General features: G+C 66.5%; 13 protein-coding genes. 7 read left to right on the forward strand and 6 right to left on the reverse strand.

Annotated features, from left to right (window positions below; genetic code table 11):
- Positions 1-52 precede the first annotated feature (52 nt).
- Positions 53-3,424: a mechanosensitive ion channel domain-containing protein gene (locus BW39_RS15805; RefSeq protein WP_043822886.1), complete on the reverse strand. Its 3,372-nt coding sequence runs from the start codon at positions 3,422-3,424 to the stop codon at positions 53-55.
- A gap of 372 nt (positions 3,425-3,796) precedes the next feature.
- Between BW39_RS15805 and BW39_RS15810 the strand changes: the two genes are divergently transcribed.
- The 3 genes from BW39_RS15810 to BW39_RS15820 are packed head-to-tail and all read left to right on the forward strand — an operon-like array spanning position 3,797 to position 8,659.
- Positions 3,797-5,719: a PrkA family serine protein kinase gene (locus tag BW39_RS15810; protein WP_012204247.1), complete on the forward strand. Its 1,923-nt coding sequence runs from the start codon at positions 3,797-3,799 to the stop codon at positions 5,717-5,719.
- Between the two features lie 46 nt (positions 5,720-5,765).
- Positions 5,766-7,034, forward strand: coding sequence for a YeaH/YhbH family protein (locus BW39_RS15815; protein WP_012204248.1), 1,269 nt, complete (start codon positions 5,766-5,768; stop codon positions 7,032-7,034).
- On the forward strand, positions 7,031-8,659 hold the full coding sequence (locus BW39_RS15820; RefSeq protein WP_013803510.1) for a SpoVR family protein: 1,629 nt from the start codon (positions 7,031-7,033) through the stop codon (positions 8,657-8,659). The genes BW39_RS15815 and BW39_RS15820 overlap by 4 nt, the downstream gene beginning before the upstream one ends.
- A gap of 12 nt (positions 8,660-8,671) precedes the next feature.
- On the opposite strand, the gene BW39_RS15825 is transcribed toward BW39_RS15820, so the two are convergent.
- Positions 8,672-8,980: a hypothetical protein gene (locus tag BW39_RS15825; RefSeq protein WP_013803509.1), complete on the reverse strand. Its 309-nt coding sequence runs from the start codon at positions 8,978-8,980 to the stop codon at positions 8,672-8,674.
- Positions 8,981-9,042: 62 nt separating this feature from the next.
- Positions 9,043-10,383: an ammonium transporter gene (locus tag BW39_RS15830; protein ID WP_043822888.1), complete on the reverse strand. Its 1,341-nt coding sequence runs from the start codon at positions 10,381-10,383 to the stop codon at positions 9,043-9,045.
- Positions 10,384-10,612: 229 nt separating this feature from the next.
- Here BW39_RS15830 and blaOXA point away from each other — a divergent pair, with 229 nt between their 5' ends.
- Positions 10,613-11,413 carry a class D beta-lactamase gene (gene blaOXA / locus BW39_RS15835; RefSeq protein ID WP_267233144.1) on the forward strand — a complete coding sequence of 267 codons (801 nt, stop codon included), beginning with the start codon at positions 10,613-10,615 and terminating at the stop codon, positions 11,411-11,413.
- Between the two features lie 18 nt (positions 11,414-11,431).
- Here the strand turns inward: blaOXA and BW39_RS15840 are convergent, their stop codons facing one another.
- Entirely contained in the window at positions 11,432-12,172 is a 741-nt protein-coding gene (locus BW39_RS15840; RefSeq protein WP_013803506.1) for an SOS response-associated peptidase, read from the reverse strand.
- 204 nt (positions 12,173-12,376) lie between these two features.
- On the opposite strand from BW39_RS15840, the gene BW39_RS15845 reads away from it, so the two are divergent.
- Positions 12,377-12,712 (forward strand): hypothetical protein, encoded by a 336-nt coding sequence (locus BW39_RS15845; protein ID WP_235264216.1) that lies wholly within the window; start codon positions 12,377-12,379, stop codon positions 12,710-12,712.
- 39 nt (positions 12,713-12,751) lie between these two features.
- On the opposite strand, the gene BW39_RS15850 is transcribed toward BW39_RS15845, so the two are convergent.
- Both BW39_RS15850 and BW39_RS15855 read right to left on the reverse strand, forming a co-directional pair.
- Positions 12,752-13,555, reverse strand: coding sequence for a PhzF family phenazine biosynthesis protein (locus BW39_RS15850; protein ID WP_043822892.1), 804 nt, complete (start codon positions 13,553-13,555; stop codon positions 12,752-12,754).
- A 201-nt stretch (positions 13,556-13,756) separates the two neighbouring features.
- Entirely contained in the window at positions 13,757-15,421 is a 1,665-nt protein-coding gene (locus tag BW39_RS15855; protein WP_043822894.1) for a hypothetical protein, read from the reverse strand.
- Positions 15,422-15,597: 176 nt separating this feature from the next.
- On the opposite strand from BW39_RS15855, the gene BW39_RS15860 reads away from it, so the two are divergent.
- Complete coding sequence (locus BW39_RS15860; RefSeq protein ID WP_043822896.1) at positions 15,598-16,566, forward strand: helix-turn-helix transcriptional regulator; 969 nt, start codon at positions 15,598-15,600, stop codon at positions 16,564-16,566.
- An 82-nt stretch (positions 16,567-16,648) separates the two neighbouring features.
- The gene (locus BW39_RS15865) at positions 16,649-17,248 is read left to right on the forward strand and encodes a TetR/AcrR family transcriptional regulator (protein WP_012204257.1); all 600 of its coding nucleotides are present in this window, start codon (positions 16,649-16,651) and stop codon (positions 17,246-17,248) included.
- The last annotated feature ends 1 nt before the right edge of the window (position 17,249 follow it).

Consider the following 17,249-nt stretch of genomic DNA (forward strand, 5'->3'; position numbering starts at 1 on the left):
GCGAGCGCGGCAATGCCGCGCTGTGCGCGTGGAACCGGGGGACTTGCCGGCCTCATGCCGTCGGATGGGGTGGGGTCTGCCCAGGTGCTTGCCCCGGTGCATGGGCCGGCATGTTGCGCACATGCAGGTCCAGCTGCGGGAAGGCCACGGCAATGCCAGCGTCCTTGAGCCGGTCGTTGACGCGGCGGTTGAGGTCGTGGCGCACGGGCAGGCGGTCTTCGACCTTGCCCACGTAGGCGCGCAGCTCGAAGCGCTGGCCGTTGCCTTCCAGCGCCATGAACCAGCAGTTGGGCTCGGGTTCGCGCAGCACCTGGGGGTGTTCCCTGGCAATGGCCAGCAGCATGTCGCGCACTCGCTCGGGGTCATTGCCGTGGGCCACGGGCACGTCGATCACCAGGCGGGTCACGTCGTCGCTCAAGGTCCAGTTCGTCACCTGGCCGGTGATGAAGGTCTTGTTGGGGATGACGATTTCCTTGTTGTCGAAGTCCAGCACCGTGGTGGCCCGCGTGCGGATGCGCGTGACAGTGCCGGTGAGGGTGTCGATGGTGATGACATCGCCCACGCGGAAGGGCCGCTCCACCAGCAGGATCAGGCCCGAGACGAAGTTGGCGAAGATCTCCTGCAGGCCAAAGCCCAGGCCCACGGTGAGCGCGGCGACCATCCACTGCAGCTGGCCCCAGCGCAGGCCCAGCAGCGTGAAGGCGCTGACCGTGCCCGCGATGGTGATGGCGTAGCGTGCCAGCGTGGCCAGGGTGTAGCGCGCGGAGCTGCTGATGCGGTTGGAGGCCGACAGCGTCACTTCCAGCAGGCCCGGCAGGTTGCGTGCAAAGCTGAAGGTGAGCAGCAGGATCATCACGCCCAGCAGCGCGTCCATCAGGCTCACGGGGGCGGCATGCGCGATGCCGTCGGCGCCGGTGTTGGTGGTGTACCAGAGCACCACGCCTTCAGAGCGCAGCAGCGCAGGCAGCACGGGCAGCCAGGCGTAGACCAGGGTCAGCACGACCAGCACCTGCTGCAGCAGGCCCAGCAGCCTGTGCGCCTGGGCGCCCACCGTGACCAGGGCCATCTGGGTGGCTTCGTCGGTGGGTGCCTTGCCGGTGTCCACGCCCGAGCCGCTCTGGGCCAGCCTGGCGGCTTCGCGCAGCCGGTTCAGCGCCAGGCGTCGCTCGCCCAGCAGCAGCCAGCGCCGCAGCAGGTTGACCACGACCTCGACCGCGCCCAGGAACACAAAGCTGGCCATCAGGGCCTGGATGAATTCGGTGGCCGTGTAGACATAGCCGAGCACGATGCCCACGGCCAGCGCGCTGAGCATGAGCATCAGCACCACGCTGACGATCTGCCCCCAGTGGATGCCGGGCCGCTTTTGCTGCATGACACGGCGAAAGTACAGCCAGGCCATCCAGGCCAGGCCCAGCGACAGCATGAGGATGGAGATGCGCCCCCAGGTGCTGATGGCGTGGTTGTCATGGCTGTAGAAGGCCAGGCCGCCCAGCAGTTCGGCAGGCACGATGAGCCAGGCGGCGCGGCGCACCATCTGGCGCAGCATCTGCACGCGAGCGGCCGGCCATCCGAAGTGGGCCAGTGCCAGCCCGCCCGGGCAGAACAGGGCGTTGAGCAAGGTGGCCACGAAGATGAAATCGCTGAGCTGGACCAGGGTGGCGCCCAGCGGCTCCAGCGCCGTGCCCACGGTTTCCGGGCCTTGCAGCAGGCTGCCCAGCGCCGCGGCCGCAAAGCTCCAGGGCAGGGTGTAGAGCAGGCTCCAGCCCAGCGCGAGCAGGCTCAGCCCGAAGTTGTCGCGCATGAAGTCGCCCACGCGCACGGCGATGGACTGCAACTGGCGCAGCGCGTAGCGGCGCAGGCCCAGCAGCAGGGCCACGATCAGGCCGACGGCGCCAAAGGCCCAGGGATCGTTCCAGATGCTGGCGGCCAGGGCGCGCGCGGTTTTCCAGGGGGAGCTGCTGCCTTCGATGTCCTGCTCCAGCGCCTGCCACTCGCTGAGCCAGGTGCGGTCCATGGGGCGGTGGCTGGGGAACCACAGCAGTTCCTTGTCCAGCACCTGGCGCAGTTCGTTGCCGCTGCGCAGGGCGGCGCGCAGGGCTTCATCGGTCTGCTCCAGCACGGCAATGCGGCGCAGCAAAACGGGCTGCAATTGATCGGTGAGCGCCACCTGCCGGGCCAGCAGGGCGGTCTGCTGTGCCGAGGTGGATGCATTGATGGCCGTGGTGGCGCTGGCGGCAGGTTCAGGTGCCGCCACGCCGCCTGCATCCGCAGCGTCGGCCGGGGCCTGTGCCGCCGTGTCCGCGCCGGGGTTCTGGCGCCATTTGCTGGAGTTGAACAGCATCAGCCGCAGCTCGGCCAGCTGGCGCTGCACGGCGCGGTGCCTGGACTGCAAGGTGTTGCCGGAGGATAGCTCCACGCGCTGCTGCCACAGCCACTGGCCCACGGCCGCGCTGCCACCGCCCAGCCGCAGGCGTGCCTGGGTGTCGCGCAGCGTGGCGCTCAATTGGTCGCGGACATATTCGTCATTGGCCAGGGTCTTGCGCTCCTGCGCCAGTTCATTGGAGTTCTTGAGGATCTGCGCGGCCAGCGCCGCATTGCGCTGGGCCAGGTCGCGTATGGCGGGATCGGCGGCGGAAGCGTGCTGGGCGGCCAGCTCCATCTCCTGCACCTGCTGCTCCAGTTGCTGGCGGCTGCGCTCGGCAATGCGCTGGGTCAGCCAGGCGGCGCGCGGCATGCGCTCCAGCAGCTCGCGGCGCTGGGCCTGCAGCTGGGCGGCCAGCAGGCGCTGGCGGGCTTCGATGGTGGACTGCTCTTCCTGGCGCAGCGCCAGCTCCAGCAGGGCGCGGCGGTGCTCTGCGCTGCGCCGTGCCTGGCGGGCCTGGGTGAGGTCGGGGGCTTCGCCGGGCTCGGCGGTCACGGGCTCGGCGTTTTCCTGCGCGCGTTGCTGGAGGATGGACAGATCGATCCGCCCCGGGCCGGGCTGCGAGACCAGGTTGGCCTGGTCGGCCGCGGATTTTTCGATGCCCACCTTGAGTGCGGCGATGGCATCGCGCTCATCGGCCAGCAGCCGCTCCAGAACTTCCTGGCTGGCGTTGGCGGGAACGCGTTCCTTCCAGCGATCGAACAGGCTGCCCAGCTGCTCGTCGCTCAGCGGCGCGGGCAGGGCAGGCACGGGCGTGCGTGCCCTGGCGCGCAGGCGGTCCAGTTCCTGCGCCAGCGCATCGGCTTCCTTTGTGGCCGATGCGGCGGCATCCAGTTGGGCCTGAATGGCGTTGCTTCGTTCCTTGTCGGACGCGGAGCCACCGCCCAGCGTGCCCTGCAAGGCACCCAAAGGGCCTGCTGCCGGTGCGGCCTTGGCCAGGCCCGGTGCCAGCAGGGCGAGCAGCAGGCCGAGCACCAGGCACATGGCCCGCAGCAGGTGCATCGGCGTCACGGCAGCCAGTTTGCGCGATGGGCGACCGGCGGCAAGTAGGGGGTTGTCGGCAGGAGACATCGGTTCTGAATTCGGGCCTGTGCCGCTGTGTGAGTGCGGACTATCATTTGTCAAAAGTGGGAGCGTCAGGCGCTGTATTCACGGGCCTTGCTGCAGGCCCGGCTGGCTCAAGCCCCTGTCCCGGCGCCGCAAAAAGCGGGGTAGTCCAGGAACCTGACATTGTGACCTCGCGCGCAATGCAGACATGTGGGACGTATGAGCTATTCAAAGCCGATGCAAGGTGCTACAACAGTTCCACACGGTAGCGAATGCCTTGCAACTTCGCGGCACTGTTCGCCCTCGGGTGCCGCCGGGAGAGGTCGTATGGATGTCATCAGCAACTCGGCTGCACGTTACGTTCGCCTTCGCGAAGAAGAGATGTCGCTGGACGAATTTCTCGCCCTGTGCCAGCGCGATCCCATGGCTTACGAAGGTGCTGCCCAGCGCATGCTGGCAGCCATCGGCGAACCTGAAATGGTGGACACGCGCAATGATCCACGCCAGTCGCGGCTGTTTGCCAACAAGGTCATCCGGCGCTATCCGGCCTTCGCCGAGTTCTACGGCATGGAAGACTCCATCGAGCAGGTGGTGAGCTTCTTCCGCCATGCGGCCCAGGGCCTGGAAGAGCGCAAGCAGATCCTCTATCTGCTGGGCCCCGTGGGCGGTGGCAAGAGCTCCATCGCCGAGCGCCTCAAATACCTAATGCAGAAGGTGCCGTTCTACGCGCTCAAGGGCTCGCCCGTGAACGAGTCGCCGCTGGGCCTGTTCGATCCGGTGGAGGACGGGCCGCTGCTGGAGGAGCAGTTCGGCATTCCCCGGCGCTGCCTCAACCATGTGCTGTCGCCCTGGGCCGTCAAGCGCCTGGAGGAGCTCGGCGGCGATATCCGCCAGTTCCGCGTGGTCAAGCGCTATCCCAGCATCTCCAGGCAGGTGGGCATTGCCAAGACCGAGCCCGGTGACGAGAACAACCAGGACATCTCCAGCCTGGTGGGCAAGGTGGACATCCGCAAGCTGGAGAACTTTGCCCAGGACGACACCGACGCCTACAGCTACTCGGGCGGCCTGTGCCTGGCCAACCAGGGCCTGCTGGAGTTCGTGGAAATGTTCAAGGCGCCCATCAAGGTGCTGCACCCGCTGCTGACGGCCACGCAGGAGAGCAACTACAAGGGAACGGAAGGCTTTGGCGCCATTCCCTTCGACGGCATGGTGCTGGCCCACAGCAACGAGAGCGAGTGGAAGGCCTTCCGCAACAACCGCAACAACGAGGCCTTCCTGGACCGCGTCTACATCGTCAAGGTGCCGTACTGCCTGCGCGTGTCGGAGGAGGTGCGCATCTACGAGAAGCTGATCCGCGAGTCGTCCCTGGCAAGCGCCGTGTGCGCGCCCGGCACGCTCAAGATGATGGCCCAGTTCGCCGTGCTCACGCGGCTGAAGGAGCCCGAGAACTCCAGCATCTTCAGCAAGATGCAGGTGTATGACGGCGAGAGCCTCAAGGACACGGACCCGCGCGCCAAGAGCTTCCAGGAGTACCGCGACTATGCGGGCGTGGACGAGGGCATGTCAGGCATCTCCACGCGCTTCGCGTTCAAGATCCTGTCCAAGGTCTTCAACTACGACAGCACCGAGGTGGCGGCCAACCCGGTGCATCTGATGTATGTGCTGGAGCAGCAGATCGAGCGCGAGCAGTTCCCTGCCGAGCTGGAGACCAAGTACACCAGCTACATCAAGGAATACCTGTCGCCGCACTATGCCGAGTTCATCGGCAAGGAAATCCAGACCGCCTATCTGGAGAGCTACAGCGAATACGGCCAGAACATCTTCGACCGCTACGTCACCTACGCCGACTACTGGATACAGGACAGCGAGTACCGCGACAACGATACCGGCGAGGCCTTCGACCGCAACGCGCTCAACGCCGAGATGGAGAAGGTCGAGAAGCCCGCGGGCATTGCCAATGCCAAGGACTTCCGCAACGAGATCGTCAACTTCGTGCTGCGCGCGCGGGCCAACAACCAGGGCAAGAACCCCAGCTGGACCAGCTACGAGAAGCTGCGCGTGGTGATCGAGAAGAAGATGTTCTCCAATACCGAGGAGCTGCTGCCCGTGATCAGCTTCAACGCCAAGGCCAGTGCCGAGGACGCGCGCAAGCACGAGGACTTCGTCACCCGGATGGAGGCCAAGGGCTATACGTCCAAGCAGGTGCGCCTGCTGTGCGAGTGGTACCTGCGCGTTCGCAAGAGCAACTGACGGGTGGGTGCGCCGCCCTTCGGCGCGCCCGGGCTGGGGGGAACAGATGGCATTGCAAATCATCGATCGCAGGCTGGCCGGCAAGAACAAGTCGGTGGGCAACCGCGAGCGCTTCGTGCGCCGCTACAAGGCGCAGATCGCCGAGGCGGTGCGCCGCGCGGTGGACAAGCGCGGCATCCGCCACATGGAGGAGTCCGAGAGCGTCTCCATCCCGCGCAAGGACATCCGCGAGCCCGTGTTCCACCACGGGCAGGGCGGCGTCCATGACACGGTGCACCCGGGCAACACCGAGCATGTGCGCGGCGACCGCATTGCCCGGCCGCAGGGCGGCGCAGGCGGCGGCGGCTCCCAGGCCAGCGACAGCGGCGAGGGCGAGGACGACTTCACCTTCACCCTGACCAAGGAAGAGTTCATGGAACTGTTCTTTGAAGACCTGGCCCTGCCGCGCCTGCTGCGCACCCACATCGGCAACACCATGCAGTACAAGACGCGCCGCGCCGGCTACAGCCACGACGGCACGCCGCACAACCTGGCCCTGCTGCGCACCATGCGCGGCGCCCTGGGCCGGCGCATTGCGCTGACCAAGGCGCCGCACCGCGAACTCAAGGCACTGGAGGAGCAGCTGCAAGCGCTGCTGGCGCAGGACGATGGCACCAGCGAGGCGGCGGCCGAGCTGCAGCAGCGCATCGATGCGCTGAAGCTGCGCATGGGCACGGTGGCCTTTCTCGACCCCATCGACCTGCGGTTTCGCAACCGCACGCGCGTGCCTGCTCCCATCAGCCAGGCCGTGATGTTCTGCGTGATGGATGTGTCCGGCTCCATGGACCAGGACCGCAAGGACCTGGCCAAGCGCTTCTTCATCCTGCTGTACCTGTTCCTGACGCGGCACTACGAGAAGATCGACATCGTCTTCATCCGCCACCACACGCAGGCGGCCGAGGTCAGCGAGGACGAGTTCTTCCACTCCCAGGAAAGCGGCGGCACGGTGGTCAGCAGTGCGCTGGTGCTGCTGGACCAGATCATCCGCGCGCGCTATCCGTCCGGGGACTGGAACATCTACGTGGCCCAGGCCAGCGATGGCGACAACTTCGGCGACGACGGCTCCAACTGCCGCAACCTGCTGGTCGAGAAAATCCTGCCGCTGGTGCGCTACTTCGCCTATGTGCAGGTGGTGCAGGAAGAGCAGAGCCTGTGGCAGGAGTACAGCCAGGTGCTGCCGCTGTTCTCGCACTTCGCCATGCGCAAGGTGTCGGACGCCAGCGAGATCTATCCCGTGTTCCGCGACCTGTTCAAGAAAGAGGGGGTATCGGTATGAACCTCTCTCACTATCCCGTGCTGGCGCCCCGCCATGCCACGCCGCAGTGGAAATCCCATCTGGCCAGCGACCGGGCCCAGCGCATCGTGCCCTCCGCTCCGCTGCCGGCGGGGGCGCGGCCAGCCGAGCCTCTGCCCGATCCCAGCGACTGGACCTTCGAGCTCATCGAACGCTATCACGCAGCGATTGCGGCCGCCGCCGAACGCTACGGCCTGGACACCTATCCCAACCAGCTGGAAGTGATCTCGGCCGAGCAGATGATGGACGCCTACGCCAGCGTGGGCATGCCCGTGGGCTACCGCCACTGGAGCTATGGCAAGGAATACATGGCGACGGAGAGGCGCTACCGGCGCGGCCACATGGGCCTGGCCTACGAGATCGTCATCAACTCCAATCCCTGCATCAGCTATCTGATGGAGGAGAACACCACCGCCATGCAGGCCCTGGTGATCGCGCATGCGGCGTACGGCCACAACAGCTTCTTCAAGAACAACTACCTGTTCGGCATGTGGACGGATGCGGGCAGCATCATCGACTACCTGGTCTATGCGCGCGACTTCATCTCCCAGTGCGAGGAGCGCCATGGCCTGACGACGGTGGAGCAATGGCTGGACTCCTGCCACGCCCTGTCCAACCTGGGCGTGGACCGTTACCGCCGCCCCTCCAAGAAAAGCCTGGCGCGCGAGCGGGCCGAGCGCGAGCAGCGCGAGGCCTATGCCCAGCAGCAGGTCAACGAGCTGTGGCGCACCCTGCCGGCGCGCCCCGGCAAGGACAGCGCGGCGCAGCACAGCGAGCGCTTTCCCAAGGAGCCCGAGGAAAACCTGCTGTACTTCATCGAGAAGAACGCCCCGCTGCTGGAGCCCTGGCAGCGCGAGATCGTGCGCATCGTGCGCAAGATCGCCCAGTACTTCTACCCGCAGCGCCAGACCCAGGTGATGAACGAGGGCTGGGCCACGTTCTGGCACTACACCCTGCTCAACACCCTGTACGACGAAGGCTGGCTGACCGACGGCGTGATGATCGAATGGCTGTCCTCCCACACCAACGTGATCTACCAGCCGCCCGCCGGACACCGCGCCTACAGCGGCATCAATCCCTATGCGCTGGGCTTTGCCATGTACCGCGACATCCGCCGCATCTGCCAGGACCCGACCGAGGAAGACCGCCGCTGGTTCCCCGACCTGGCCGGCACGCCCTGGCTGCCGGCGCTGCACCACGCCATGCAGAACTTCAAGGACGAGAGCTTTGTCGGCCAGTACCTGAGCCCGCAGCTGATGCGCGACATGCGCCTGTTCTCCATCCATGACGATGCCAGCGAACGCGAGCTGCTGGTCAGCGCCATCCACGACGACGACGGCTACCGCACCCTGCGCCAGACCCTGTCGCAGCAGTACGACCTGGGTGCGCGCGAGCCCAATATCCAGGTCTGGAACGTAAACCTGCGCGGCGACCGCTGCCTGACACTGCGCCACACGCGCTATCAGGGCCGGCCCCTGTCCGACGATGCGCTGGAAGTGCTCAAGCACGCAGCGCGCCTGTGGGGTTTTGGCGTGCAGATGGAAAGCGTCAACGGCGATGGCGACGCGCCCGTGCTGCTGCACTCCGTGCCCGCTCCACCGGCCTGATCAGGCAAGACGCTAGCGCAGCGTGCCCACGTACTTGCGGTTTTCCGCGCGCTGGCGCATCAGCTCGCCGGCGCGCTGCATGAGCGGCGAGCGCTCGGCGGGCCCGGCCAGCGCGGCATTCCAGGCGGCTTCGAAGCGATGGGTCCAATCCACCAGTTCGGGCGTGCTGCGCGCTCCTTCCTGCTCTCGGGCGAAGCGGATGATTTCGGCGGCGTATTCGGCATTGGCTGCCAGCCATTCGGTATCGGTCACGCGGCCGCAGCTTCTGCGCAGCAGCACATGCAGGTGCGCGGCAATGGCCAGGAGTTCGCTTTCGGGCATGTAGTGGGCACTCCTTCGGTTTGACGATCATCGGGCGCCGGGCCGCTTTGCGGCTCGGCCGTTCATCCACTCAGGCGTTCGCGGTGCAGCGCCAGGTCCAGGCCCTGCAGCTCGCTTTCCTCGTCCACGCGCAGGCCGATCAGCATGTCCAGCAGCCACAGCAGAACCGCCGTGGCCACCAGCGTGAACAAGGCCACGGCCAGCACGCTCACGGCCTGGGTGAGCACGCTGCCCTGCACGCCGCCGATCTGCGGGCTGGCAAACACGCCGGTCAGCAGCGAGCCCACGATGCCGCCCACGCCATGCACGCCAAACACATCCAGCGAATCGTCCGCGCCCAGCAGCTGCTTGAGGCCTGTGGCGCCCCAGTAGCAGGCGACACCGGCGATCAGGCCGATGCACAGCGCCGACAGCGGCGTCACGAAACCCGCTGCCGGCGTGATCGCCACCAGCCCGCCGACCAGCCCCGAGCACAGCCCCAGCAGCGTGGCCTTGCCGCGCACCACATACTCGGCCAGCGACCAGGCCAGCGCGCCCGCGCTGGCGGCAATGTGGGTGACGGCCAGCGCCAGCGCCGCGCGGCTGTCCCCGGCCAGCGATGAGCCGGCGTTGAAGCCGAACCAGCCCATCCACAGCAGGGCTGCGCCCATCATGGTCAGGGCCAGGTTGTAGGGCTCGAAGGGCTCGTGCCCGTAGCCGCGGCGCGGCCGCAGGAACCAGGCGCAGACCAGGCCGGCCACGCCCGCGTTCACATGCACCACGGTGCCCCCGGCAAAGTCCAGCGCGCCCATGCGCGCCAGCCAGCCGCCCGGCTCCCACACCCAGTGCGCTACCGGCGCATACACCAGCAGGCTCCACAGGCCCACGAAGATCAGCATGGCACCGAAGCGCATGCGCTCCACCCAGGCGCCCACCAGCAAGGCGGCGGTGATCACGGCAAAGGCCAGCTGGAACATGGCATAGGCTGCTTCGGGCACATGCGGCGCCAGGTGGCTCACGGCCACCAGGCCCTTGGCGGCGTTGAAATCCAGCCCCGCGAACCAGGCGCGCGAATCACCGCCTATCCACGCATTGCCGGGCGTGAAGGCCAGCGAATAGCCGAGTGCAAACCACAGAATGCTCACCAGGCAGGCAATCGCCACCACGCTGGCCATGGTGTTGAGCACGTTCTTGCGGCGCACCATGCCCGCATAGAACAGCGCAATGCCGGGCAGCGTCATCAGCAGCACCAGCACCGTGGCCGTCATCAGCCAGACCGTGTCCACGGCGCTGATGGATTCCACCGCCACCAGCGACGGCCGCGTGATCGCCTGCTCGGCCGCCTGCGCCGTCTGCGCCGCACCCAGGACCGCGACCCATCCTCCCCCCACCAATGTTCTCAATGCCCGTGCGCACCTGTGCATGCAATGACTCCCTTGTTTGTTGTGGTCATGGGGCCGTCTGCCTTTGCCGCCATGGCTGCATTGGCCGGCCTGCAGCGGCCTTGCACAAGTCGTGCCAGCGCACACGGGGCCCTTGGGGCCCGCGCGATGCAGCCGGAACACCAAAACGGGAAAACAGCGAGTCAAAACAGGGCAGCCGGGCGGGCGGTGCACCATCGCCGTGCGGTGGTGCAGCTCTTAAACTGCCTGCATGAATCGAAGAAATCTGATGTGCGCCGCGCTGCTCGCCTGTCTGTCACAGGCGGCGCTGGCGGCTGCCGAACTGCAGGACAAGCCCGAGTGGGACCGCTTCTTTGCCGATGCCAAGGTCGATGGCAGCATCGTCGTGGTCGATGCCAGAGGCCAGGCCGAAGCCGTCTACGTCCACAACCGTGACCGCGCGGCGCGGCGCTACTCGCCCGCTTCCACCTTCAAGATCCCGCACAGCCTGTTCGCGCTGGACGCCGGGCTGCTGCGCGATGAATTCCAGCGCATTCCCTGGGATGGCGTGAAGCGCCAGCTGCCGGCCTGGAATGCCGATCAGGACCTGCGCTCGGCCATGCGCAACTCCACCCTGTGGGTGTACGAAGGCTTTGCCAGGGAGCTTGGCAGCGCGCGCGAGGCTGCCTACATGCGCAAGATCGACTACGGCAATGCGCTGGCCACGGGCGAGGCGCCTTTCTGGGTGGAAGGCGACCTGGCCATCTCGGCACTGGAGCAGGTGGCCTTCCTGCAGCGGCTGTACCGCAATCGGCTGCCATTGCCGGTGGAGCACCAGCGGCTGGTGAAGGACGTGATGATCAACGAGGCGGGCCCGGACTGGATACTGCGCGCCAAAACCGGCTGGACGGGCCGTATCGGCTGGTGGGTGGGCTGGGTGGAATGGCCGGCCGGCCCCGTGTTCTTCGCCATGAACATGGACACGCCCCACCGGCTGGCCGACCTGCCCAAGCGCCAGGGCATCACGCGCGACATCCTGCGCTCCATCAACGCGTTGCCCAAGGCGCCTTAGCGCGCGGGACAAGGCCCATCAGCCCATCAGGCCTGGAGGCCGCTTGTCGGCCTTGCGCTCCACCGGATTGGCGGTGAGCCAGTTGGACGGGTACTGGCGCATGAACTCGCGCGCCTTTTCCACGCGCGCGTTGAGCCAGGCGTCGTAGGCACCCTCGTTGAGAATCGCCGGCATGCGCTTTTCCGCGCCGGGCTGCTGGTAGCGGTGCAGCAGCGCATGGCTGTTGGCGTTGACCGTGAGCAGGGCGTAGCTCAGCAGCACCTCGCCGTCCGGACCCGTCCACTGCGCCCACACGCCGGCCACGCCCATGGGCTTGCCGTCGATGCGCGAGATGCGCGTGGGCAGGGCCTTGCCGTTGCGGTAGTCATCCTCGAAAAAGGCGGCCATGGGCACGATGCAGCGCTGGCCATTGAGCCAGGCATCGCGGAAGGCCTGGGCCGTGGACACCGTTTCGGAGCGCGCATTCACCAGCTTGAGCGCGCGCAGCCGGCCGTCGGAGGCCGACTTCACCCAGTGCGGCACCAGGCCCCATTGGGCGGCAACCAGCTCGCGTGCGGGAGTGGTGGGCGCTGCAGGCGGTGTGTCGGGAGCTGCAGGTTCTGCCTGTTCGGCGGCTGCCTCTGCAGCCACGGCGACGCTGCGGATGAAAAAGCCGGACTTGCGCGGCGTCATGTTGCGCTCGCTGGCCGCGGGCGCTTCCACGTCGAAGGCGTCGCGGTAGGCGTCGGCTTGCGACAGGGATTCGTAGTGGGTACTCATGCGCGGATGGTACCTGCGTGTCTCGGGGGTATCGGCAAGGCGAGAGACTATTCCCTGCGCATTGCGAGCCCGGCGCCGCGGCCGGGTCGATACACTGCCGCGGATTCCATGGCCTCTGGAAAGGAAGCGTGAATGCGGATATGGGTACTGGGTCTTGCAGGCCTGTTGAGCGGCTGCGCAATCTCTGCAGGCATGTGCGATGCCTTGGGCCCAGGCACAACCGCGTCGCTGGTCCTGCCCCAAGGCGCCTCGGTCGAGCAGGCCTTTGCCTGCCTTGACGAAACCATGGGCGACGAAGAGGGGGCCTACCACCTTGGCAACGGCCATGCCATCCGCGACGCCCGGGCGGGCGTGCTGCAGACGGCCGACTACGGCGCGCCCAACGTGGCAGGCTTTCGGCTGAGGGCCGAGGTGTCCAGGAGCAAGCCTGCCACTCTGGATCTGTCACTGCGCGGGGCGGGTGCCTATTGCGCCGACCTGGGCGTGGACAGGGAAATGGCCCGGCTCATCGATGGCGCCGGTCGCTGCCTGCGGCGCTGATGCGCCTTCCGCGTCGGCTCCATCGGGACGAGCCCGCAGTCAGACGGTGATCGTCCCGGTCAGGTAGCGCGCGCAGTGGCCAGCCACCTCGACGCTGGCATCCGTCACTTCGCAAAACAGCGTGCCCGTGCGGCGAGAGGCCTGGTGGCCGATCAGACGGTTCTTGCCCAGCCTGCCCGCCCAGTAAGGCGCAAGCGCCGCATGGATGGAGCCCGTGACGGGATCTTCCTCGCCGCCATTGGCGGGCCAGAAGTAGCGGCTGACGAAGTCATACGATGCGCCCGCATCCGCAGGCGCCGTCACCACCACGTCCAGCGGCCCCAGCGATTTGAGGCGTTCCAGATCCGGCTTGACGGCCAGCACGTCGGCCTCGGCGGCGTAGACCGCCACGTAGGCCTGCTGGTTCACAAGATAGGCCGTGGGCGCAGGCTTCAGGCCTTCGCGCAGCGCGGCAGGCGCCTCATCCACAGGCTTGGCATCGCGGCGCGGGAAGGTCATGACGATGCGTCCGCCATCCTCCTGCATGGCGGTGACCTTGCCCACGGCAGCGGCCCAGAACGTGATGCTGCGCAGCGCGGGGTCGGCCTCGAACAGCACGAAGGCGCTTGCCAGCGTGGCATGGCCGCAGAACGCGATCTCCGTGAGCGGGGAGAACCAGCGGATCTCGAAGGCGGCGCGCTCGGCACTCCAGACCAGGAACGAGGTTTCCGAGAGATTGTTCTCTGCGGCAATGGCCTGCAGCGTGGAATCGGCAAGCCATGCATCCAGGGGAATGACGGCGGCCTGATTGCCCTTGAATCGTTCCGATGTGAATGCGTCGATGACGTGAATGGGGAGTTGCATTTGCAAAAGGCCTTTGGGTCGGATTCGTGTGCAGCCGGTCATTCTTGTCTCTGTCTCCAATGGCTGCGCGCGGATTCTACGGTCCCGCAGGACAGAGCTGAGGCACGCATGCCCGGCATGCCGTCCCGCGCGGCTGCAGGGCGCCGCGTGGGATGCCTCGCCCCATCCCTTGCTTGAAATGCCCGCTCCCGGCTGCAAGGCTCACTCAATGCCCAGAACCGTTTTCATGGCGGTCCAGGCCACGCCGTTCAGGCGGGTGGAATAGCTGAGCGCCTGGTCTTCGCTGGCAATGGCGGCAGGCATGCGATAGCCGAATACGCTGCCGTCGAATTCCGTATAGCCCCGCGTCACGCCTTGCATGAAGGTCTTGCCAGGGAAGTCGGCAAAGCTCAGCAGGCGCACGCCCTGGGAGGTGGAGAGGGTGTAGGCGCTTTGCGAATGCGCGGTGCAGGCGCCCAGATCGCTGTAGGCCGGAGGGGTGGACTCACAGCTGTAGAACTGGGCGTTGGCCGCGTCGATGAAGGCCACGCGCAACACATGGTTGGCATCGACCGGCCCCGCCGCCCCGACTGTCGAGGCGCGCACGGTGGCTGGAGTCGACAGGTTCACCGCGCTGGCCGGGCGGCCGGCAATCATGGCTTCCAGCGTGGCGAAGCCGAAGCGGTCCGCGGCCGTGTTGTTGATGAAAGCTGGTGACCGGTTCAACTGCACCGACAGTGCAGTGCGTATCTGTGCGCCCTGCGGGAAGACGGCCGAGCCCAGCGTGGCGGGGTTCATTTCGATGGAGCGGTCATGGCGGATGCCCTCAGCCTGCAGCGTTGTGTCTCCGGCACGCAATTGCGTGATGACTTCGGCCATGGGCTTGCCGCTGACGTCCTGCGAAGCGGTGGTAAAGCCCAGGTAGGCGGTGGACTGGTTGCACAGTAGTGTGCGCGAGGGAACCCCCTGTGTCGTCAGGCGCGCAACGGAACTGTCGCAGCGCGTCCATCCGGTGCTGGTGAGCGTGACGGACGGGAACAGCGCTTCCTGCGTACTGGGCGCACCGTTGGTTTTTCCGCTGCGTGTCTCGAACTGGTGGGCAAAGCCGTCTGCCTGGACGACGCCATCGGACCTGCGTTCACGCACGGAGTAGTTCTGCGCGTTGCCGTAGTTCAGGAACGCCAGTTGGTTCGATGCCACGGCCGCTGCGCCAGGTGCCGTCACCTGGATAGGCACGCCCAACTCAAGCGCGTAGGCGGTGACCTTGGCGGCTGTGCGCGCGGTATCCGCAAGCACGGCGGCACTGGAGGCCGCGTCGCTCTGGTAGTCGTAGATCCTGGCGGCGTCGATGCCGAGCTGGCGGGCCACTGCAGCCTCGGCCACTTCCCTGGCCGTGCCGGCCGCGATGGCCTTTTGCACCAGGCTGGTCAGTGGATTGATCTGCGCGGATTTGCCAGCCGGTGCAGACAGCACGAACGCCTTGGCTGTGGCGGTGCTGGTGGGGTCCGCAGCGTCCACGGATTCGGGTGTGATGCGAGCCAGCACGGGAGCCTGGTTGAAGGCAGCGGTGGCTGCCGCATCGCCGGGTTGATAGGTCAGGCTGAACTTGCCGTCGCTGCCGGTGGCCGCTGCGCTGGGTTCGCCCGTGTCGCAGGCTGCATTGGCGTTCAGATCCACGCAGACTGCAGCGTTGCGCACGGCCTGGTCGATGGCGACGGTGCCTGACAGCGTGATGGCCGGCTGTGTCACGGTGCCGCCGCCGGTGCCCCCGCCGCTGTCGGTACCGCCGCTGCCTCCTCCACAGGCATAGAGGCTTGCAACAAGGCCGCACAGCAGCAAAGGGCGCACGGCGGGAAGGGAAGTGGATGCACGGGATTGAATTTGCATGGTGTCGGTACAGGAATGTGTGTGGCAAGCCAACTCTATTTGTGACACGCAACAAACAAAATGATGCAATTGCACTATCCTGAAGCGCTGCCGGGGTGGGACAAGAGGGCACGGCACGCGCAACACCCGCCCGTGCAGTTGTTCTCAACGTATCGAAGAGAGGCAGGCAAGCCGCCATGGACGCTGCGTACAACCACCTGCTGCTGAACCTCTACCGGCTATCGCACGAGCAGCCTGTCGAGCATTTCCAGGACCAGGCGCTGGACCTGCTCAAACCCGTGCTGCCCTTCGACTCGGCCATGTGGGGCTCGGCCACCATGACGACGGCCGGCATCGATATCCACACCATCCATCTTCACCTGCAGCCGCCCGAAATGCTGCAGGCCTATGAAGAGGTCAAGCACCTGGACACGGCGGCGCAGGCCATCGCCAGGCACCCCAGCGAGACGCTGGCCTTTGAAGCGAGGACCTGGTTCGGTGGCAGGCACCAGGGGGCGCTGCGCGACTACGGCAGGCGCTTCGAGCAGTCGCACTTCTTCATCGGCGGGATGGTGGACCCGGCCACTCTTTACACGCGCTGGCTCACGCTGTTTCGCGCCCGCACGGATGCGCATTGCACCGAGGGCGAGCGCCAACTGCTGGCCGCGCTGCTGCCCCATGTGCAGCAGGCGCTGGAACTCAACCGCCTCACGCATCTGGGGCAGCTTCGACAGGGCCTGGCCCGTGATCCGTTGGGCTCGGCACTGGCAGACCCGCGCGGCATCATCCACCACATGGACGTCGTCTTCGAGCACGCCTTGCGCGCCGAATGGCCGGGCTGGCAAGGTCCTCGCCTGCCTGCGGCCGTGCAGACTGCGGCACAGGGTGGCGTCCATCGTCTGGTGGCCCACACCCTGGTCATCACGCTGTTCACGCAGCACGGCCTGCTGTGGTTGCGAGCGCGCCCCCGGTGCGCAGCCGACGGGCTGTCCCCCCGCGAAGCCACGGTTGCCCGGCTTGTGGTCCGGGGCCTGACGCACAAGCAGATTGCGGTCCAGCTCCAGCGTGCTCCTGCCACGGTGCGCAACCAGATCCGCTCCATCTACGAAAAGCTGGGCATTGCCAACGTGGCGTCGCTTGCCGAGGCACTCCGGCTGATGGATTAAGGCCAAGGTCCAGGAAAACCCTGGTGTAGTTTGCAAGTGCTTGTGAAAAATAGAATGAAGATTCGTTCTACTATCGGTTCTCATGCAAGACGAGGCCTGGACCTTCTTTCCGCACGCGGGATCGCGCCATGTGCAGACGCTGCGCGTGGCGCTCAGGCTGTTTGTGGAGCGGGGCTTCTTCAATACCTCGATACAGGACCTGTGCGCCGAGGCCGGCGTGTCCATCGGTTTCTTCTACAACCACTTTGCCGACAAGGAAGGCATTGCGCGCGAGCTGTACCGGCATTTGCTGGCGCGCATGAATGTGCTGCTCGACGATATCGAGGAGCGGCACGCGGGCAGCGCCCAGCGCTGCCGCGAGGTGCTGCGCATGCTGTTCGGGCTGGCCGAGGCCGAGCCCGAGGCCATGGGCTTCGTGGTCAATGCGCGCCACCGCGAGTTTCTGCCCGACGAGCAGGCCATCTGCTCGGCCTCGGCCTTCGTGCGCATGCGCGGCTTCGTGTTCGCCGGCATGACCGATGGCGAGATCCGCCAGATGGAGCCCATGGTGGCGGCCAGCCTGATGTACGGCAGCGCGATCCGCATGATCTGCCTGCGGCTGGACGGCATCATCGACACGCCCATAGAGCCCCTGTTCGACGCGCTCTGGGACGGGGTGTGGCGATCGCTCAAGCCTGACTGAG

This window comes from Delftia sp. RIT313, from assembly GCF_000632165.1.
Classification (GTDB): domain Bacteria; phylum Pseudomonadota; class Gammaproteobacteria; order Burkholderiales; family Burkholderiaceae_C; genus Comamonas; species Comamonas acidovorans.